We start from the raw sequence: 19,292 nt of genomic DNA on the forward strand, positions 1-19,292 counted from the left end.
ATATACACGTTATTGCGTGGGCATATGCGTACAAAGGTTTAATGCCTCGCAGTTATATCGAAAGTTATACATTGGAAAAACGCCAAAAACTATGGTCGAACATCATAGAGCGAGACCTAGCGGTAGTTTTAGTTGCTGAGGGTGATGAAGGGGTATCTGGATTCTTGTGTTTTGGGCAGCCAAAAACTTTGAAAGGCACTGATATATATGATCTGAGTTCAATTTACATTGATCCTAATAAAATAGGGGTTGGTATCGGTCAACTGCTCTATGATAAATGCGAAAGTATACTTCGCACTTTGAACGCTCAGAAAGTATCGCTATGGGCTCTTGATAGCAATGTACGTGCTTTGAATTTCTATACAAAGCAAGGTTTTTCCCCTACTGGTGAAAGCAATAAGGAGCGAGCCAATGATGTTATTCTGAATGATATCGAGTTAGTTAAGGTGATCTCTGCCTAAATAATCACTTCGTTATTAGCCAGACAATAAAAATCGGTGCCGCACAGCCGACACCCAGTATTATGTTCGCCGCGAGTGAAATCTAAAAAGCAACAGACAAAATATAGCTGTGACAAACCGAAAACGGTCAAGCCTGTTCTCATCATTATTCAGCCCGTTCGATTTCTTGCTCCAGATTAAACTTAAGCTCCTCTGGCAGTTTTAGGGCTTTAGCCAGTTCATCTAGGTAGGCTCGCTCCATAAAATGGTCTACTTCTATCGCCAGCAGAGAGGCCATATACACTTCGCTGGCAAATTCCAAATCGTTTACCTGTGCGGCCAGCGCGTTTGCATCCAGTGGGGCATTTAGCCAGCGACGGATAGCTGCATCTGTGTCGACATCCAGCGCCATGGCTGAAAGTGCATTGTCGATATTGGCTCTTTCCTGCTCATCAATATGACCGTCGGATTTAGCCGCAAAGATCATGGCTTGTAGTAGAACGGGGGCTTTTTGTTCTTCGCTAAGGCTCACGCTGGCACTTTGACCACTGCCTTGGCTTTCCTTCCATTTGCTCCAAGCATAATAGGCGGCGCCACCTATGGCGGCAGTACCGCCGAGGGTGAGGGCGTTTTTACCTAGTTTTTTGCTCATCTTCTTGATTTTTTTGTTGCCCAGCAGCATTGTCGCCAGACCACCTAATGCTGCACCCTGAGCGATATGCTTGCCTTTATTTTTATTGCCAGAGTCGCTCTCAAGGTAGTCGCTACCGGCTTTTATTAAGGAATTCAGTAAGCTTTTCATATGTTGTCCCTAGGGTTGAGAGGTTTATACATAATGGAGCAAAGCGAATGAAAAGCCTAGCCAAGTTAGCTCGGAGTTTATAGTGGGTTAATGCGGTATTTTCGAAGGTAAGAACAAAAAAGCCACCTTAGTTAAGGTGGCTTGATACGTTGACTAACGCTAGTTAATGCAAGCTGTTACAGCGAGCTATTATAGCGAGTTAGTAAAGGTACGCGTGATAACGTCGTTTTGTTGCTCTTTGGTTAGCGAGTTAAAACGTACAGCGTAACCTGATACACGGATAGTCAGTTGTGGGTACTTGTCTGGGTTTTCCATTGCATCTAGTAGCATTTCACGGTTCATTACGTTTACGTTCAAGTGTTGACCGCCTTCTACATCAGGGGTGTGCTTGAAGTAGCCGTCCATTAGACCTGCTAGGTTAGCGCGCTGTGAGTTATCATCTTTACCTAGTGCGTTTGGCACGATAGAGAAGGTGTAAGAGATACCATCTTGTGCGTAAGCAAACGGCAGTTTAGATACCGATGTTAATGATGCAACCGCACCTTTTTCGTCACGACCGTGCATTGGGTTTGCACCCGGTGCAAATGGGGTACCTGCGCGGCGACCGTCAGGTGTGTTACCTGTTTTCTTACCGTATACCACGTTTGAAGTGATAGTTAGGATAGATTGGGTAGCGCGAGCGTTACGGTACATTGGACGTGCTTTGATTTTCTTCATGAAGCTTTCAACAAGCTCACATGCAATGTCATCAACGCGTGGGTCGTTGTTACCAAATTTCGGATAATCGCCTTCGATTTCAAAGTCAACTGCGATGCCGTCTTCGTCACGAATTGGCTTCACTTTAGCGTACTTAATGGCCGCAAGTGAGTCAGCTGCGATAGATAGACCTGCGATACCACATGCCATAGTGCGAGATACGTCGCGATCGTGCAGTGCCATTAGGGCTGCTTCGTAGCTGTACTTGTCGTGCATGTAGTGAATACAGTTAAGTGCAGTGACGTATTGCTCTGCTAGCCAGTCCATAAAGTGGTCTAGGTTAGCGTACACTTCTTCGTAGTTTAATACTTCAGAAGTGATTGCAGGGATAGTCTTAGGACCTACTTGCAGTTTTAGCTTCTCGTCTACACCGCCGTTGATGGCGTAAAGTAGCGTTTTAGCTAGGTTGGCACGAGCGCCGAAGAACTGCATTTGTTTGCCCACGATCATTGGCGATACACAACATGCGATAGCGTAGTCATCGTTGTCGAAATCGTTACGCATTAGATCGTCGTTTTCGTACTGGATAGATGAGGTATCGATAGAAACCTTAGCACAGTACTGTTTAAAGTTGCTTGGTAGATTCTCAGACCAAAGTACCGTGATGTTTGGCTCAGGCGATGGACCCATGGTGTACTGGGTGTTTAAGAAACGGAATGAGTTCTTAGTAACCAAAGTACGACCATCTGTACCCATACCACCGATAGACTCAGTTGCCCAGATTGGGTCACCAGAGAATAGCGTATCGTATTCAGGCGTACGTAGGAAACGAACCATACGTAGTTTCATTACTAGGTGGTCGATTAGCTCTTGCGCTTGGTCTTCGGTGATTTTGCCTGCTTGTAGGTCACGTTCGATGTACACGTCTAGGAAAGTCGCAGTACGACCGAAAGACATTGCAGCACCGTTTTGTGATTTAACCGCAGCTAGGTAACCGAAGTAAGTCCACTGGATAGCTTCTTGTGCTGTTGTTGCTGGGTTAGAAATGTCAAAGCCGTATTTTGCCGCCATTTCTTTCATTTGGCCTAGGGCACGGTATTGCTCGAAGATTTCTTCACGTAGCTTGATGGTATCTTCTAGTTTAGTACCCGCTACTAGCTCAGCTTCTAGTGATTTGTGTTGCTTAGCTTTGTCCGCCATTAGGAAGTCGATACCGTATAGTGCTACGCGGCGGTAGTCACCGATAATACGACCACGACCATATGCATCAGGCAGACCTGTTAGTACGCCAGACTTACGACATTTCATGATGTCGCCAGTGTAAACGTCAAATACGCCTTGGTTGTGAGTCTTACGGTATTCTGTGTAGATTTTCTTAACTTCTGGGTCAAGTTCGCGATCGTAAGCGGCAATACCACCTTCAACCATGCGAATACCACCGTTAGGAATGATAGCACGCTTAAGTGGCGCTTCAGTTTGTAGACCAACGATAGTTTCAAGATCTTTGTTTACATAACCAGCATCATGTGAGGTGATAGTAGAAATAACAGAGGTATCGAAATCAACCGGTGCGTGGGTTCTGTTTTCTTGCTTGATGCCTTCCATTACCTTTTCCCATAGGGCGTCGGTTGCTGGTGTCGCACCAGCTAAGAAAGAGTCATCGCCTTCATAAGGAGTGTAGTTCTTTTGGATAAAGTCACGCACATTTACCTCGGTTTGCCAGTCACCAGCGGTGAAGCCAGCCCAAGCTTGGGTAAATTGCTCTTTTAGATCTGCCATAACGGTATTCCTACTGTATGTTACTCATTATTCTTCGATGAGAAAAAAGTCATTTCTCATCAACCTTGATTCTTACCATGTTTGCTACTTCGTCAAAATAATCAGCTAATTAACTTACCCATGGTTGTAAGTATTAATTATTTTGTTGTTATTTTTTAACCACCTATTATTTATATCTAGACTAATCGACCTAAGCTGTATTTACCAGTACTAGTTTCCGTTACTTAACTGTCGCTAAAGTAGGGGGAAACCCTAACAGCTTAGCTAACGGCCAAAGGGCATAAACAAAGTACTTTACCAACAGATTAATAGACTGATTCTTCTTAAGAAATAGATAAATATTTAGGATGGGAAAAGAGCGAGGTGAAACGATTCGGTTAGGTAATACACGGGGTAAAAAAGCAACCTCGAGATCCAGCATTGTTTGCTTAAATAACATCACTGTTCTCCTCCTCACCTGCGCGTTTCATTTTCTCTAAAACAAAATATAACAGACGAGAAAGCGCCAAAAATTGATCGTGATCAGCTATATTGGGTTTGTTTTTGTAATTTTACTACATTTTGTGATTTTGATGGGTTGGTGAAATTTTATCATCGCGAGCTGTTTGTTTACTTAAATTTAGCTGTCTAACCAGTGTTTATATGGGTTGATGAGGGAAAGTAGGACTCATGGCCGAAACAACAAAAGTAGCCATTGAAGCCACTTTTGTTGTTATTGACCGAAACTTAATTACAGCTTGTGGGATTTTTTCGCGTGTTTGGCTTTCGCGCGTTGCAGTTTTTCATACGCCGCCATCAGCTTATGATGCAAAGGTTGATTGATTAGCTTATCGCTGATTTCACTTAAGCCGTTATCCGTATGAGTTTGATCGATTAAGCCAAACACTTGCTCAACTAACTGCTCACCATACATACGCTGGAATACGCCTAGGTATTGTTTACGTTTACGATCTTCGTCGAGCTCAAGTTGCAACGCTTGATTTAAGCAATCATAGAAGCGTTGACGTTCAGGGCTTAATGTCGATTGACCGTAATCGGCGGTCCATTGTGCCCATTCTTGCGCTTCATCAAATTCACCTAAGGTCACCAGTAGCAAGGCTCTTAATTCACCTACACGTAAGGTTTTCCATGGGTTACCAGCGGGGAAGGCAAGGCCAATTAGCTCAAAAATACGCTCTTGCTCGCTGTAATCTTGTTCATCTAAATAAGCGAGCACCTTGGCGGCTTGCTTTTGATTAGACCAATCTTTAGCAAGTTTAAACATGAGTTTACGCAGCTTGATACCCGCTGAGTTATTGCGCCATACTAACTCTTCGACCGGATAAATTTCCGATAGGCCGGGTGCTAACACGCGACAAGAGTACACATTTAGATGCTCATAATCGGCGATATAAACAGGCTGCTCTAATTCATCAAAGGCTGCGATCAAAGCGGCAAATTCCTCGGGCGAGCTGCCTTCACTGTTCCAGTGCACAAACTCAAAATCGGCTTTTTTCTTAAACAGATCCCAAGAAATCAAACCCGCGCTGTCAATAAAGTGGGTTTCTAAGTTGTGGTGATCCGCCACTTCTTCGTTATCAAAGGTTGGCGGGTAAAATACGTCTAAGTCTTTTAAGCTACGGCCTTGTAGCAGCTCGGTTACGGTGCGCTCAAACGCCACTTCAAATTTAGGGTGAGCACCAAAAGAGGCAAAACAGGTGCCGTTATTTGGGTTGAGTAGCACCACACAGATAACCGGATATTTACCACCTAACGAAGCGTCGTAACTGTAAATAGGGAAACCTTCGGCTTCTAATTTGTCAATCGATGCCTTGATGCTTGGGTATTGGGCGATAACCTTAGCAGGGATCTCAGGTAAGCTGATGCCATCGGCAATGATTTTATTTTTTACGCTGCGTTCAGACAGTTCAGAAAGTGCCTGCACTCGCGCTTCGGTTTTAGTGTTACCGGCAGACATACCATTACTGACGTAAAGGTTGCCGACGATATTCATCGGAATGTACACCGTTTCTTGGTTGTCTTGGCGGGTAAACGGCAGGGCACAAATGCCACGCTTACTGTTACCTGAGTTAAAGTCCACTAGATGTTTGGCGGTCAGTTCACCTTGAGGATCGTAATGATCCAGCAGGTAATCATCTAATATGCCTGCTGGCAGTGTGTTGTCCTCGGTAAGAGGAAACCACTTTTCATTGGGGTAATGCACAAACTCGCCTTTAGCGACTTGTTTGCCAAGGTAAAAGTCAGCCCAAAAATAGTTACAGCTTAAGCGCTCAAAAAACTCACCCAGCGCACTGGCTAAGGCCGCTTTTTTACTTGCGCCTTTACCATTGGTAAAACACAAAGGGCAATCTTTGTCACGAATGTGCACCGACCAAACGTTAGGCACAGGGTTAAGCCATGAGGCTTCTTCAATATCAAAGCCAAAGCTTTTTAATTTTGCTTGCATGCTTTCGATGGAATCTTCTAAAGCAGCGTCTTTACCCGTGATAAAAGTAAGAGCGGAGTTGGTTTCAATTGGCGACATAGGTTTTCCGTTAAATTGCGCTAAACACAGGGCGCTAGAATATCACAATCGTTTGTATGGTGAAGGTAAACTTCGGGTTAAAACCGTCTTTGTTTGAACTCGCTTGGGATTGTTCTTGATAATAGTTTGATGTTTTTGTCTGTTTACTATTTAATGCTGCCCACAAGGTTTAGTTTGCTTTTATTGTACCTTGTAACATCATGAATAATATGAGTAAAAGGAGTAGGCATGCGGCCTCAGTATAAAACGGTATTAATCTTGTTTTTCGCGATGTTTCTGCTCGCCTTTTGTGCCTCATCCGGTCACATGGCCTTTACTGTGAGTATGTTTGCTATTCCGCTTGGCTTAGCCAAAACCATAGAGCAAGTTGCCGCTGGGTTAAAAAAACAGGCATTTTCAGCTGTGCGTTTAGTCAGTTTTACACTTATTACCTTCGCCGGCCCGATGGGATTATACTATGTCCATTATGCTGCGCGCATGAGTGCCGCCCCCGTCATTGCTAAATTGGATCAGTATTATCAAAATCACGGCCACTATCCTGAGTCATTAACCGAATTAGCCGAAACCAAGCTACCCACATGCTCAGGCACTAAGATGTTTTATTGGACCAGCGAGGCACATGAAAGATTCACCTTAGGCTGCGTTTCGTTTGCATTTAACAAGTATTTATATCAATCAGAGACCGAGCAATGGGGAGCTTTGATTAATTTAAGGCAACTTGGATGTTGAGCTTGTTGATAGGTGTTTTTGTGGAACCTGAGCTTGCTCAGGGAATCGATGTCTTTCGCTGGGTAAGCTCAGCTTCCACCAATTAAGTGACATATTCTGATATGAAACACCGCTTATTGTACAAAGAACATTTATCTTTGCAGGTTATATACCCAAGTTACTTCAAGATGCTTGTTCAGCGAGAGTTTGTAGGCCTTGGCCGTAGGTCGTTAGGCGCGGCGCTGATTTGAGACATAGTCGTTCTACGTTGAAAATCAGTATATGTTTGCCCTGATTGGGCTAAAGGGTTACGAGCGTTGGTGCTGGCATAACTCTGCAGCAAGAAAATCAAACACACGTTTTATACGCAAGTTAGTTCTAAGCTCTTGATGACAGACAAGCCAGATGGGTAGGTTCAGTGGGGGCAATTGTCCAGCAAAAGCGCGTTGCAATTTGGGATCGCTATCTCCCGCCTCTTGGGTTAAGTAGATCAAACCTAAATGCTGGTAGCAAAGTTGCATTTGCAGTGATTGGTTATCGGTGCAGAGCATCATGTTTGCTTGAGTAACAGGCCAACCTTGTTGATTGAGCTGGGCCAGCATCGACTCACTGTCACTAAAGCCAATTATTTGTAGTTGCGATGCCTTTGGCGTTTTCGGCATGGCCGATAAATATTCAGGCGTTGCGTATAGATGAATGGTTTCCTCGCCTAACTTTCTGATGATGAGGTTGTTTTGTGTTGGTTTGAAATTACGTATGGCTATGTCAGCTTCGCGGCGTTTTAAATCGCTGACTTGGTTGGTTACAATCACTTCAATTGAAATCAACGGCTCGGCTTGTCTTAGCTTGGCGAGCACTTTAGGTAATCGGAACAAGGCGTCAAGCTCACACGCAGAAATGACCACGTTGCCGCTTAAGGAACCTGCGTGCCCTTGAGCCACCATCGCAAATCTGCTGGCGGCGTCACCCATCTCTCGAACCACATTGAGTAACGCTATGCCGTGATCGGTTAACGTTAAGGCATGCCCTGAACGATGAAATAACAGCACGCCTAGCTCTTGCTCTAAGGCTGCAACTTGTCGGCTTAAAGTAGGCTGAGAGACGCCCAACGCTTTTGCCGCCGCGGATAAACTACCTTCTTCTGCGGTGAGCAAAAAGGCGCGGGTTCGATTCCAGTCAAAGTTGATTGAATCCCATTTCATACAAATATGTATACCCTAATGCATTTATGGCTAATTAATATCACATTTATGTATGAATAGAATAGGGGCCTTTATTCAAAGGAGATAATTCATGACGGTATTACTATTAGGAGCAACAGGGAAAACAGGCGCTTTGGTCGCCCAGCAGTTATTACAGCAGGGGTTTCAAATACGTTTGATCGTGCGCAGTAAGGCGCGCTTAGATCAAACATTACTGGATCACACGAGCGTAAGTATTATCGTTGCCCAAGTATATGAATTATCCCCAGAGCAGTTGGCCCAACATGTTTGTGATTGTGAAGCCGTTATTTCTTGTTTAGGGCACAACTTAACTTGGGCTGGGATATATGGACGACCAAGAGATTTAGTGAGCGCAGTGATTAAGCGGTTGTGTACGGCGATAGCTTCGCTGCAACCCATTGAGCCAATAAAATTAATTTTGATGAGCAGCAGTGGCGTGCAAAATTTACAACAGCAGGAGCGAGTTTCGTTGCTACATCGGGCAGTGATTAGCGTATTAAGATTTATGCTGCCGCCTCATAAGGATAACGAACAAGCCGTCAATTATTTACAAGGTTTGGATAAACAAACTGCTGCATCCATCGAATGGGTTGCGGTTAGGCCTGATAGCTTGATCCAGCGTGAATCCACTACAGGCTATCTTAGCTATGCTTCACCTCAATATGACGCCCTATTTAAGCCCCAGCAGACCAGTCGAATCAACGTGGCGCATTTTATGGTGTCATTGCTCATATCAAGCTCGTTATGGCAACGCTGGAAATATGAAATGCCGGTGATATATGACCAAAAATAGGCGTAAGTGATGGCCTCGTATGTGATTGCTTAAGGTGGTAACCGAGCCAGAAAAGCGAATGGGCTGTAGCGACAATTTTGAATCCTGAAGTATCTTGGCGATAAAGCAATTCTACTCGATAAAAATCGAGGCTTATGGTAGTTTAGCCGCCTTAATTTACGGAGTGTTTTATGATCCACAATCTAGTATTACGTCGCTTACGTTACGCCCTCAATCTTAAAGAAGCCGATATGCAGCAGATTTTTGCGCTAGCAGGCCATAAAATCAAACCTTTTTCGATTAGCTGTTTGTTAAAAAAGGAAGATGAAGCAGGCTATGTTGAGTGTACCGATGCCGTACTAGAGAAATTTTTGGATGGCTTGATTATTCATCGCCGTGGTCCACGTGAAGGCGCTACCCCACCTCCGGCAGCGCGAATGAACAATAACCTGATTTTGAAAAAAATCCGTATTGCGCTGGAACTAAAAGAAGATGATTTACTCGAGATCATGGATAAGGCGGGGTTTGGCTTATCACGCCCAGAGATGAGTGCACTGTTTCGTAAATTTAACTCACGTAATTATAAGCCTTGCGGTGATCAACTACTGCGTAACTTCTTACATGGTATTTGTGAGCATTACCGCCCGAAAAAATAAACCTGCCTTGATTTTAAGTTAACCCTTTCGGTTATAACTATTTGAATCTCGCTACCAATTTGGCAGCGAGATTTTGATTATGTTTTCTTAGTCATTGTTTGGCGCTAACCAGCGGTAAACCACGCCCGCTAAAATGGCTCCCACAATAGGCGCTAGCCAAAATAGCCATAGCTGAGATAAAGCCCAATCGCCAACAAACAGTGCAGGACCCGTGCTACGCGCTGGGTTTACTGACGTATTGGTCACCGGAATACTCACTAAATGGATCAGCGTTAAAGCTAGACCGATTGGAATACCAGCAAAACCTGCTGGCGCTAGCTTATGAGTTGCGCCTAGGATCACAATTAAGAAACCAAAGGTCATCACGATTTCGGTCACAAGCGCAGCGGTTAGGGTATAACCGCCAGGTGAATGTTCACCATAGCCGTTTGAAGCAAATCCAGCGCTGAGGTCGAAACCAGCTTGACCACTTGCAATGACATATAAAACAGCAGCACCTGCAATCGCGCCTGCCACTTGGGCTAGGATATAAGGGCCAAGCTCTTTAGCAGAAAAACGACCACCCGCCCAAAGACCAAAGGAAACGGCTGGGTTTAAATGACAGCCAGACACATGGCCGATAGCAAACGCCATGGTTAACACGGTTAAACCAAAGGCCAACGACACACCTAACAGACCAATGCCAACATCAGGAAAGGCGGCGGCCAATACAGCACTACCACAACCCCCTAACACAAGCCAAAATGTGCCAATAAATTCAGCCGCCATCTTTTTTGAAAGTTCCATTTCACATCCTCTAATAGTATTACCAAGTAGTATTAATAAATCTTTTTATATTAAGTTTACAAAATATTAATAAGCTAGGGGCGATTCAAGTATTAATTTTCTAATACGTGAAAAAAATACTTAAAAATTCTAAAGTTCAGGCGAATTAAGTGTATAAGACAGCAAGTTGTGTTCGGGAAATATGGAGAAGGGGCCTTTTGGGAATGCAAAAGGCCTGCGGGTATGGACTACTTTTTCTTAGCGTTAAATGCCGCCATTTGCTCATCGGTTGCAGGTAATTGATGTTGCTCTTTCCATTGCGAATAAGGCATCTTGTAAACCCATTCTCTTGCCTCGTCATCGCTGAGCGCCACATTGCGCGCTTTTGCCTCGGCAGCCAGCCATTTGCTTAAACAGTTTCGGCAAAAGTCAGCGGTGATCATTAGATCAATATTTTGAACTTCTTTATGCTCGTCAAGGTGGCTTAAGAGGCGACGAAATGCCGCGGCTTCGAGTTCAGTTTTAGTGGATAAATCCATTCCATGCTCCATAATACGGGTTAAAGATTTCGTCCTGTCAGCCGATAACGGCAATATCAAGGCGCTATTAAACGGTATAACAATAACATGAATATTACACCAAGGGCTTCGGCTCCAGATACTTATCTAGAGCATTCTAAACAATCTGATTTGTCGGCTAAGCAACAAAACAAGCAAACCGGCATGTTAGCTAGCTCGAATACGGTAGCGCGTAGCGTGTCTCGTTACCAAGATAATGGCGCGAGTAGTGCACCTACTAATGAGGCTAAAGATTCAGTCACCTTATCTCCTCAAGCGTTACAAAAGCTACAGCAAGAGCAAGAAGACAAAGAAGACGGGACGGCTAAGCTAAAACAGCAGTTGTTAAGTCAGCGCCAACAAGAGTTAAGTAAAGGCTCGAAGACGAACGAAGAGGTTAAGCAAGAGCAGATCCAAGCCACTAAAGATGAAATAAAAAAAGTAAAAGAAGCCTTGCAGAAACTGGAGTTACAAAAGGGTGAAATGGTTGAGAAACAACGCGATCAACTCAACTTGGCTTTGGTGCAACTTAACACTCAGCTATTAGAATTAATGCGTAGCTAATCAGTGCTTTTATCCTGATTTCAAGGCTACAGGGCTAAGGGGCTGGCGGAACTCGCCAATTGTTGCTGCAAAAACTCAATCATACACTGCACCGTTTCGGGTAAATATTGGCGGTGTGGGTATAGCGCATATAGCCCAAATTGAGGAGGCTGATAGTCGTCTAATAGCTTAACCAACTCCCCTGTATTTAGATACGCCTTAGCTAGAAAGGCTGGTAACAATGCAACTCCCATCCCATCTAACGCCAATCGACATAGTGAGCGCGGGCTATTGATAGCCATGTTACCCATTACATTGATTTGATGCTTTTCACTCTGTTTATCCATGAACTGCCACTGATGTCCGTTATGGTGGTTGCTATCGACCAAGCAATTATGTTTTGTAAGATCACTGACATTCGTGATTTCAGGAGCTTGGCTCAGGTAGTGCGGTGAAGCGCAAAGGATTAACGGGAGTTGATGAATTTTTTTGGCTATCAAGCTTGAGTCACTTAAGTGACCAATGCGAATGGCCAGATCTATCCCTTTGGCGACGAGGTCAACTTTATTGTCGGTCAAAATGAGTTGCAGCGTTACGTCTGGGTATTGCTGATTGAATTGGCAAAGTAATGGTGCTAACACCGTATCACCAAATGTAACCGAGGTTGTCATGCAAAGCTTACCTCTTGGTTGGCGCTGGTTTTGTTTGACGCTGTTAGTTAGCTGCTGATATTGATTAAGCAGTTGCAGTGCTTGTTGATAATAGTCTTGGCCTGCTTGAGTGAGAGCCAGCTGGCGTGTGGTGCGATTAAACAAGCGCACGCCTAATTCTGACTCTACTTGACCTATGTATTTGCTCACCAGTGCTTTAGACAGAGATAAACGCTGTGCTGCCGCGGTAAAAGAGCCCGTTTCGACCACGGCGACCACGGTTTTAACACCCATTATTGTATCCATGAAAGTGCTCCATTGCTGGTATTGTCAATAATTTGTTGACAGTGATTCCACTCTAATGGGGTTTATCTGCAAATGCCAGTTTTTCATAATGCCCTTATCAAACAGGTTAAGTCGGAGAACAACATGAGTCATTTTACTTTGCATCAGCATTCCTTTTCTGGGCACAGCCATCGGGTTGCATTAATGCTGTCCTTGTTAGGGTTACCCTATAATGAGGTGGTGGTCGATCTTGCTAAAGGCGAGCAAAAATCGGCGTCATTTTTGGCTCTTAACCCACTTGGACAAGTGCCCGTGCTACAAGATGGGGATAATGTAATAACCGATTCAAATGCCATCTTGATTTATTTAGCGACGCGTTATGATCCAAACCGGTCTTGGCTGCCAACCGCACCGCTAACCCAAGCCAAGGTACAGGGCTTTTTGAGTTTAACCGCAGGATTGTTGCTAGATGGGCCTGGTGCATTAAGGTTAAAAACAATGTTTGGCGCTGCCATTGATGAATCGCGTGCGCAGCAAAAAACAGCGCAATTATTGTCATATTTAGAACGTTTATTGCAGCAAGCCGATTGGCTGGTAGGGGATAAGGTAACCATAGCCGATGTTGCTATGTACTCTTACATTAAATTAGCGCCGCAAGGTGGTGTGGATTTAACGCCGTTTGGCGCAGTGCAGTCTTGGTTACAACGGATTGAAGCTTTACCAGGTTATATTGCACCGGCTTGCTTATAAAAAAAGCCCCAAACCATGACTGGTAAGGGGCTTTTTAGGGTTATTTTATTGGATTATTTCTTTTTCCAAACGCCCCATTGGCCTGTGGTTTCTGGGTTTTCACCACGAGTCCACCACTGTGCGGTATAAGTTACACCATTAACAACAACGGTATCGCCAGTGTTGTAGATAGTGTTTTTATTCCAAGTTGTTTCACCAGTTTGTGGTGGTTGTGTTGGTGCAACCGTTGGCTCAGCTGTCGGAGCGACAGTTGGCTCAGCCGTTGGCGCAACTGTTGGCGCAACTGTTGGAGCTACCGTTGGCTCTGCAGTTGGTGCTGTTGCAGCGCCACAAGAGATTTCTTTCCAGAACCAGTTAGTTGCTGTTGGAGACTCCCATACGCCAGGGTTGTTTTTGGCTTCAAAACATTTACCTAGGTAAGTTACCTTGTCACCATTGCTTACTTTAGTTTTGCCTGGAACCCAAGTGATAAAGTCACCTGCTGGTGGCTCAGCAGTTGGTACTGGCGTAGGCTCAGCAGTTGGTACTGGCGTAGGCTCAGCAGTTGGTACTGGCGTAGGCTCAGCAGTTGGCACTGGTGTAGGCTCAGCAGTTGGCACTGGTGTAGGCTCAGCAGTTGGTACTGGCGTAGGCTCGGCAGTTGGTACTGGTGTAGGCTCAGCAGTTGGCACTGGTGTAGGCTCTACACCTGGACCTTGAACTAGCTTCCATGGGCCACCTTTGCTTGGCTCATCACCTTGGGTGTACCACTTGGCTTCGTAAATACTACCGCCAAATGACACTTTTTCACCGCCAGTGTAAACTTTATTCGCTTCCCAGAATGGCACACCGCCGACAGGTGGTTGGCTTGGCTCTGGCGTGACAATAATCTCGTCAACAACGCGCACTTCAGGCCAGTTTTGGTGTGATTCATAGAAGTTAGTTACACACTTCTCATAGTCGCCAGGTACTAGCGCAGAGTAAGCTGTTTGGAAACCAACTAGCTCACATTCAAAAGAGAAGTTACCAGGGCGATCTGGGTAGTATTTCCAGTTACCATCCCAGTTAGTGTAAAGCACGTCAGTCGCGCCATTTAGGTTTAAGCTGCCGTAAGGAAGCTGTTGGTAACAAGTGTTTTTCTCGTCGGCTTCGATTGGAATTTGGTAATGCTCAGATAGGCCTTCCCAGTAACGGATACGGTTAACTGGCTGACCTTTGTCTTTGTTTTGCTCGCCACATTCGATACCACCGTTGATAACGTTGATGGTGGTACCAAAACCGTAGCCAATACCGGCATCGATTTCACGTTGTGATGGCACCCAAGTACGATCGATTACGTGAAGCATCGCTGGTTTTGGCGCTTGTGGCGTTAGGAAGAACCAGATAGCAGAAGCTAAGTTCAACCAAGAATCAGCAACTAGGCCAGGGTTGTTAAGTAGTACGGTGGCATCACCGTCATACATCACTTCAGAGAAAGCGCCATAGTTAAAGTGGTAAGAAAGCTGTTTCGCACCACGGCCGAAGTAACCTTGACCAGCAGCACATGGCCAGCGTTTGTTTTGCCAATCGTTTTGACCACAACCTGTGGTGTAACCAGCTTGGCCTTCAGACCAGCCCATTTCACGTACGTGTACTAGGGCTTGTTGCCATTCTTCTAAACCTAGTGGGTTGTCCCATAGGTTATCTTTAGCGATATGACCGCCAGTTTCTTGAGAGAAATGTGCAAAAGCGGTGATGATAGATTTTTTACAGATAGCGTCTGAGTCACGGCCATCGGTGTATTCGCCACAAAATGCAGGGAATTTACCAATTGCACGTAGGAAACGAGTATAGGTGTACTCAGGTGCCGCCATTGCAGTTAAGAAATCCCACTCAGCTTGTGGGAAAACGCGCTCAACGCGCTTAACGTTTTCTGGGTTAGTGGCTAAACCAGGCTCAATCGCTTCAACGATAGCATTTGAGCGGGTGCGCAGTGCTTGTGCCCAAACGTCATACATAGGGTTTTGGGTTTTCGCGTCTTCTGCTGCTTGGATTTCAGCTTTAGAAACAATGTAGCCAGTCGGGTTCAGTGGATCGGGCTGTGGGTTCATTGCAAAACTGTTTGCGGCAATACCACAACCAACCATTACGGTAAGCAGTTTTAGTTTAAACATGTTATGTCCTTATAAATTTACCTTAAAAGGTAGGTTCCATTGCAAGCGTGCTCAGGTAATCCAAGCAGTAGCTCTATTAGGCAAGGTAATGGCAGAAATACAGGACAGGCAGGTGCAAAATATCCGACAACAGCCGAATTTGCATTGTTAAACATAACAGTATTAAGCCTATCCTTGATTACATTGAAACCGGCAATCATCCTGATTGCTTGGTATCGGTTCCATTGTCTTGCTTAATACCCACAATATAGATGTTGTCACCATATTGGTGCAATGTGAATTGTGTGTGAGTTTGAGCTAGATCCAATTTAACGGTGATATTGATTGGGTTTTATGTTTTGTATATATCAAGATTTAGTAATATCCACTCAATTAGGCGGACGGGGTAGCGAAAATTACTATGTCATAAATCAACAAAGATCAAAACCGTATCCAATCACAAGTTAAGCTTTGTGGCTTTAATTATGGCTAAGTTTAGCTATCTTTAAGATAAACCAAATCAGTGATGTAAAGATTAGCTAAATACTCTGAATAATTTACTTTTATATCAGTATTTGCGATTAATTTGCCAAGGGAATAAAGGTATTCTATGCCCCCTGACCTTATAGCCATAATGGAATGATCAATTATGCTAACAAAAATCAAGCAGTCATTATTACTGCAAGTCATTCTTGCTGTGTTTATTCTTGTTGCGATGCAAACTTACACCTCGATTTCCTTTACTGAAAATCGCGTATCGAGTTTAGTTGGCGAGCTACAGCAAAAGCTAAAAGAATCCTCGCAAATGCTTGATAGTGAGCTGAACGAAGCCCGCCAAGAAAGCCAACTTGCACTTGATGCCATGGCACAAAACACCCATCAAGCGCTGAGTAGCAGCTTAAAGCAACAGCTCAATGAAAAGCAGAAAAATATGACGGTGCTGCTTGATAACAATGCTAAAGCCAGTGCCGATGGCATGGCCACTATGCTTGCCTCTATTTCACCGCAAGCCATTTTAGATCGCGACATGCCTAAGCTGACCGAATTAGTGCGCGCTGCGCATCAAAATACCAGTGTGGTTTTTGCCACTTTTTATGATGACAAAGGACGTTACCTAACACGCTATTTAGACAATGCTAACCCTATGGTGTCGCAGCTGGTTAATGAGGGCAAAGGGCAGCGCCGAATGGAAAAACTGCTCAATGGTGCGCAAAACAACAGCAATATTTATTTAGCGCAAACGGAGATCGATCACCAAGGACGTAATTTAGGAAAATTGATCATCGCGTTAGATAAAAGTCTGCAAAATCAGATGATTGAAAAAACAGAAGTTGAATTTAAACAACTGATTACCAATAGTGCTCAGCAGGTTGAGCAAATCATCAGCGAGCAATCTCAGGTCAATCAAAATAAGCTAGCGGCCAGCTTTAAAGAAGTGAATGAGAGTAACGCACAGTTAATCCGAGAAATCGATACCGAAATGAGCCGTGCCTCTGGTGCCTTGGTGATGAACTTAACTTGGGTGATGCTGGCATTAGGTTTAGTCATGCTCGCGGCGTTATCTTTTATTATTATCAACCGCATTTTAGCCAAGGTAAAAGTGCTGACCAAAGCACTGGGAGAACTGGCCAAAGGAGGCGGTGACTTAACCCAACAGATTGATATTAATAGTGAAGATGAAATTGGTCTGATGGCTAAAAGTGTTAATCAGTTCTTAGCTAAAACGCGTAACTTGATTATCAATGCTAACCAAGCTGCAGATAACACCACGCGTCAAGTTAACACCATGATGCAAAGCAGTAATGAAGTCGACCAAGCCGTTCATCGTCAAAAACAAGAGATTGCCCATGTTAGCCAAGCCATGGCCGAAGTGACTCGTGCCATTGAGCAAGAAAGTGTGAGCATTCAAGCGGCGTTAGAAAATATCGACAGTGTTAAATCAGACTCTCAAGACAGCGGCGTGATAGCCGAGCAAGTCACGCAACAAATCAATATGCTAGTGAATAAAGTTGAACAAGCGAATCAACGAGTGATGAAGTTTGACGAACTAAGCGTACAAATTGGCAGTGTGTTAGATGTTATCCAAGGTATTGCCGAGCAAACTAACCTGTTGGCTTTGAATGCGGCTATCGAAGCGGCTCGCGCTGGAGAAAGTGGTCGTGGTTTTGCCGTCGTGGCCGATGAAGTTCGCGCCTTGGCCAGTAAAACGCGTGAGTCAACAGAAGAAATTCAATCCAGTATTGAACGCTTGCAAAATGAATCGAAAGGCCTAGTTAGCGTCATTGAAGCGGCCGCCACCGATGCCAAGCAAAGTATGGATGAAATCGGTCGCTCCGATGCTATTCAACACAGCTTGCGCAATGCGATCCAAGGTCTCTACGACATGATCAACTCCATCGCCGCGATGGCCGAAGAGCAAACCGCGGTAGCCAATGAAGTGAATGCCAGTACCGAGCGTATGAACGAGGAATCCGAGCAATCCCTCCTTGCGGTCGCGCGCTCGAGTGAAGTGATTGCGCAGCTGCAAACCTTATCAAGTAATTTGAAACAAACGATGTCGGCGTTTAAGGTCTAATCAGCCATTATTGCGCATTAGGTTTATTTGACGGTGATAATCAGTGGCATTAAATACACCGTCACTAAGGTGATAAGTAAGATTGCCACCAGGTTTAGAAATAAACCAGCCTTAACCATGTCGCCAATTCTGAGCTCTCCAGAGCCAAATACAATGGCATTGGGAGGTGTTGCAACTGGCATCATAAAGGCGCAACTTGCAGCTAAGGCCGCTGGTACGACCCAAGATAACGGGCTGCCAGTAAAGGAGACGGCAACCGGGCCAAGTAAGGGCAAGAAACCAGCCGCAGTAGCACTGTTGCTGGTTATTTCCGTGAGAAAGGTAATGCAAGCGGTGACCAAAACAATGCCAATAACCAGCTCGACATGGCTCATATGCTGCATTAACGCTGCGATATAATCCGCTAGACCTGATGCTTGCACTTGTGCTGCCAGTGCCAGCCCGCCGCCAAACAATAACAATACGCCCCATGGTACCTGTTGCGCAGTTTGCCAATCGAGTATTCGTTCATCGTGTTTGCCATTGGCTGGCAGACAAAATAAAGCTAAGGCGGCAATAAGGGCAATACTGGTATCGCTAATATTTAATCCACTCAGTTGGCTAAGATAAGGACGCAATAGCCAGCTTAATGCGGTCGCTAAAAATACCCAAAGTACCGTTCGCTCTGCGCGTGTCATCGGACCAAGCTCCTTGAGCTGCGCAGTGATGAGTGACTTTCCAGAATAAGACGAGCCAAGATTAACGTTGAAGTGGATATGCGCGAGCCATAGCCAAGCGCTGAGTAAGAGTAGGCAAGATAAGGGTAAGCCGAGCATCATCCACTGCGCAAAACCGACCTGCAAATCATAATTCTCTGCTAAATAAGCCGCCATCAACGCATTAGGGGGCGTACCGATCAAGGTTGCGATCCCTCCGATACTGGCAGCATAGGCAAGCCCAAGAAGCATGGCCTTGGCAAACACGCCATCGTCATTGGCTTGGTTTGCTTTTGTCATAGCAATAATAGACATGGCGATAGGTAGCATCATCACCGAGGTTGCTGTGTTAGACATCCACATAGATAAAAATGCCGTCACTAGCATCATGGCTAATAATTGCTGACTGCGGGAAGTGCCAGCCAATAGCATGGTTCGCAGCGCGATGCGTTTGTGTAATTGCCATTTTTCCATGGCCAAAGAAAGCAAAAATCCGCCCAGAAAGAGGAAGATTAATGGATGGGCATAAGACGGGGCGGTGCTACTTAAAGACGCGATATTGGCAAACGGCACCATAACAAGCGGGAGCAGTGACGTTGCTGGAATAGGGATCACTTCACTGACCCACCAAGTGGCCATCCATAATACCAGCCCTAAGGTTCGCCAAGCAGCGGGCGTCAGCTCGGCAATAGGCGAGGGGATGATCAGCGTCAGCAACATGGCTAAGGGGCCAAGTAAAAATGCGGGCCAAAAGGTAATCC

Annotated in this window: 16 protein-coding genes and 1 pseudogene; 7 read left to right on the top strand and 10 right to left on the bottom strand. The window is 45.0% G+C overall.

Annotated features, from left to right (window positions below):
• On the top strand, window positions 1-461 hold a 461-nt coding region (locus tag ACK8OT_RS18415), incomplete at its 5' end, for a GNAT family N-acetyltransferase (protein WP_410197969.1).
• Window positions 462-606: 145 nt separating this feature from the next.
• On the opposite strand, the gene ACK8OT_RS18420 is transcribed toward ACK8OT_RS18415, so the two are convergent.
• From ACK8OT_RS18420 to ycaO, 3 genes are all read right to left on the bottom strand, one after another.
• Window positions 607-1,242, bottom strand: a complete 636-nt coding sequence (locus tag ACK8OT_RS18420; RefSeq protein ID WP_410197970.1) for a tellurite resistance TerB family protein — start codon at window positions 1,240-1,242, stop codon at window positions 607-609.
• Window positions 1,243-1,431: 189 nt separating this feature from the next.
• On the bottom strand, window positions 1,432-3,717 hold the full coding sequence (gene pflB / locus ACK8OT_RS18425; protein WP_410197971.1) for a formate C-acetyltransferase: 2,286 nt from the start codon (window positions 3,715-3,717) through the stop codon (window positions 1,432-1,434).
• Window positions 3,718-4,447: 730 nt separating this feature from the next.
• The gene (gene ycaO, locus ACK8OT_RS18430) at window positions 4,448-6,241 is read right to left on the bottom strand and encodes a 30S ribosomal protein S12 methylthiotransferase accessory factor YcaO (RefSeq protein WP_410197972.1); all 1,794 of its coding nucleotides are present in this window, start codon (window positions 6,239-6,241) and stop codon (window positions 4,448-4,450) included.
• A 228-nt stretch (window positions 6,242-6,469) separates the two neighbouring features.
• Here ycaO and ACK8OT_RS18435 point away from each other — a divergent pair, with 228 nt between their 5' ends.
• Window positions 6,470-6,970, top strand: coding sequence for a hypothetical protein (locus tag ACK8OT_RS18435; RefSeq protein WP_410197973.1), 501 nt, complete (start codon window positions 6,470-6,472; stop codon window positions 6,968-6,970).
• A 287-nt stretch (window positions 6,971-7,257) separates the two neighbouring features.
• Here the strand turns inward: ACK8OT_RS18435 and ACK8OT_RS18440 are convergent, their stop codons facing one another.
• A complete protein-coding gene (locus ACK8OT_RS18440; RefSeq protein ID WP_410197974.1) occupies window positions 7,258-8,151 on the bottom strand; it encodes a LysR family transcriptional regulator in 894 nt (297 codons plus the stop codon).
• 91 nt (window positions 8,152-8,242) lie between these two features.
• On the opposite strand from ACK8OT_RS18440, the gene ACK8OT_RS18445 reads away from it, so the two are divergent.
• Window positions 8,243-8,965: an NAD(P)-dependent oxidoreductase gene (locus ACK8OT_RS18445; RefSeq protein WP_410197975.1), complete on the top strand. Its 723-nt coding sequence runs from the start codon at window positions 8,243-8,245 to the stop codon at window positions 8,963-8,965.
• A gap of 170 nt (window positions 8,966-9,135) precedes the next feature.
• Window positions 9,136-9,600, top strand: coding sequence for a YehS family protein (locus ACK8OT_RS18450; protein WP_410197976.1), 465 nt, complete (start codon window positions 9,136-9,138; stop codon window positions 9,598-9,600).
• An 87-nt stretch (window positions 9,601-9,687) separates the two neighbouring features.
• On the opposite strand, the gene aqpZ is transcribed toward ACK8OT_RS18450, so the two are convergent.
• Entirely contained in the window at window positions 9,688-10,386 is a 699-nt protein-coding gene (gene aqpZ, locus ACK8OT_RS18455; RefSeq protein WP_410197977.1) for an aquaporin Z, read from the bottom strand.
• Window positions 10,387-10,613: 227 nt separating this feature from the next.
• Window positions 10,614-10,904 (bottom strand): DUF1244 domain-containing protein, encoded by a 291-nt coding sequence (locus ACK8OT_RS18460; RefSeq protein ID WP_410197978.1) that lies wholly within the window; start codon window positions 10,902-10,904, stop codon window positions 10,614-10,616.
• 87 nt (window positions 10,905-10,991) lie between these two features.
• Here ACK8OT_RS18460 and ACK8OT_RS18465 point away from each other — a divergent pair, with 87 nt between their 5' ends.
• On the top strand, window positions 10,992-11,486 hold the full coding sequence (locus ACK8OT_RS18465; RefSeq protein WP_410197979.1) for a hypothetical protein: 495 nt from the start codon (window positions 10,992-10,994) through the stop codon (window positions 11,484-11,486).
• A 26-nt stretch (window positions 11,487-11,512) separates the two neighbouring features.
• On the opposite strand, the gene ACK8OT_RS18470 is transcribed toward ACK8OT_RS18465, so the two are convergent.
• Window positions 11,513-12,421: a LysR family transcriptional regulator gene (locus tag ACK8OT_RS18470; protein ID WP_410197980.1), complete on the bottom strand. Its 909-nt coding sequence runs from the start codon at window positions 12,419-12,421 to the stop codon at window positions 11,513-11,515.
• 123 nt (window positions 12,422-12,544) lie between these two features.
• On the opposite strand from ACK8OT_RS18470, the gene ACK8OT_RS18475 reads away from it, so the two are divergent.
• A complete protein-coding gene (locus tag ACK8OT_RS18475; protein ID WP_410197981.1) occupies window positions 12,545-13,150 on the top strand; it encodes a glutathione S-transferase family protein in 606 nt (201 codons plus the stop codon).
• Window positions 13,151-13,203: 53 nt separating this feature from the next.
• Here ACK8OT_RS18475 and ACK8OT_RS18480 read toward each other — a convergent pair whose 3' ends face one another.
• Window positions 13,204-13,821, bottom strand: coding sequence for a carbohydrate-binding protein (locus tag ACK8OT_RS18480; RefSeq protein WP_410197992.1), 618 nt, complete (start codon window positions 13,819-13,821; stop codon window positions 13,204-13,206).
• A gap of 27 nt (window positions 13,822-13,848) precedes the next feature.
• A pseudogene (locus ACK8OT_RS18485) lies at window positions 13,849-15,282 on the bottom strand (chitinase); the annotation flags it as partial.
• A gap of 628 nt (window positions 15,283-15,910) precedes the next feature.
• On the opposite strand from ACK8OT_RS18485, the gene ACK8OT_RS18490 reads away from it, so the two are divergent.
• Complete coding sequence (locus ACK8OT_RS18490; protein ID WP_410197982.1) at window positions 15,911-17,836, top strand: methyl-accepting chemotaxis protein; 1,926 nt, start codon at window positions 15,911-15,913, stop codon at window positions 17,834-17,836.
• Window positions 17,837-17,859: 23 nt separating this feature from the next.
• Here the strand turns inward: ACK8OT_RS18490 and ACK8OT_RS18495 are convergent, their stop codons facing one another.
• The gene (locus tag ACK8OT_RS18495; RefSeq protein ID WP_410197993.1) at window positions 17,860-19,251 is read right to left on the bottom strand and encodes an SLC13 family permease; all 1,392 of its coding nucleotides are present in this window, start codon (window positions 19,249-19,251) and stop codon (window positions 17,860-17,862) included.
• Window positions 19,252-19,292: the final 41 nt, after the last annotated feature.

The organism is Motilimonas thetidivivens (assembly GCF_046452435.1).
GTDB lineage: Bacteria > Pseudomonadota > Gammaproteobacteria > Enterobacterales > CBDFNC01 > Motilimonas.

Coding starts and splice junctions, on each gene's coding strand:
- ACK8OT_RS18435 (WP_410197973.1), top strand. CDS start 6,470: ATGCGGCCTCAGTATAAAACGGTATTAATCTTGTTTTTCGCGATGTTT.
- aqpZ (WP_410197977.1), bottom strand. CDS start 10,386: ATGGAACTTTCAAAAAAGATGGCGGCTGAATTTATTGGCACATTTTGG.
- ycaO (WP_410197972.1), bottom strand. CDS start 6,241: ATGTCGCCAATTGAAACCAACTCCGCTCTTACTTTTATCACGGGTAAA.
- ACK8OT_RS18465 (WP_410197979.1), top strand. CDS start 10,992: ATGAATATTACACCAAGGGCTTCGGCTCCAGATACTTATCTAGAGCAT.
- pflB (WP_410197971.1), bottom strand. CDS start 3,717: ATGGCAGATCTAAAAGAGCAATTTACCCAAGCTTGGGCTGGCTTCACC.
- ACK8OT_RS18495 (WP_410197993.1), bottom strand. CDS start 19,251: ATGTTGCTGACGCTGATCATCCCCTCGCCTATTGCCGAGCTGACGCCC.
- ACK8OT_RS18420 (WP_410197970.1), bottom strand. CDS start 1,242: ATGAAAAGCTTACTGAATTCCTTAATAAAAGCCGGTAGCGACTACCTT.
- ACK8OT_RS18470 (WP_410197980.1), bottom strand. CDS start 12,421: ATGGATACAATAATGGGTGTTAAAACCGTGGTCGCCGTGGTCGAAACG.
- ACK8OT_RS18450 (WP_410197976.1), top strand. CDS start 9,136: ATGATCCACAATCTAGTATTACGTCGCTTACGTTACGCCCTCAATCTT.
- ACK8OT_RS18460 (WP_410197978.1), bottom strand. CDS start 10,904: ATGGATTTATCCACTAAAACTGAACTCGAAGCCGCGGCATTTCGTCGC.
- ACK8OT_RS18440 (WP_410197974.1), bottom strand. CDS start 8,151: ATGAAATGGGATTCAATCAACTTTGACTGGAATCGAACCCGCGCCTTT.
- ACK8OT_RS18475 (WP_410197981.1), top strand. CDS start 12,545: ATGAGTCATTTTACTTTGCATCAGCATTCCTTTTCTGGGCACAGCCAT.
- ACK8OT_RS18490 (WP_410197982.1), top strand. CDS start 15,911: ATGCTAACAAAAATCAAGCAGTCATTATTACTGCAAGTCATTCTTGCT.
- ACK8OT_RS18445 (WP_410197975.1), top strand. CDS start 8,243: ATGACGGTATTACTATTAGGAGCAACAGGGAAAACAGGCGCTTTGGTC.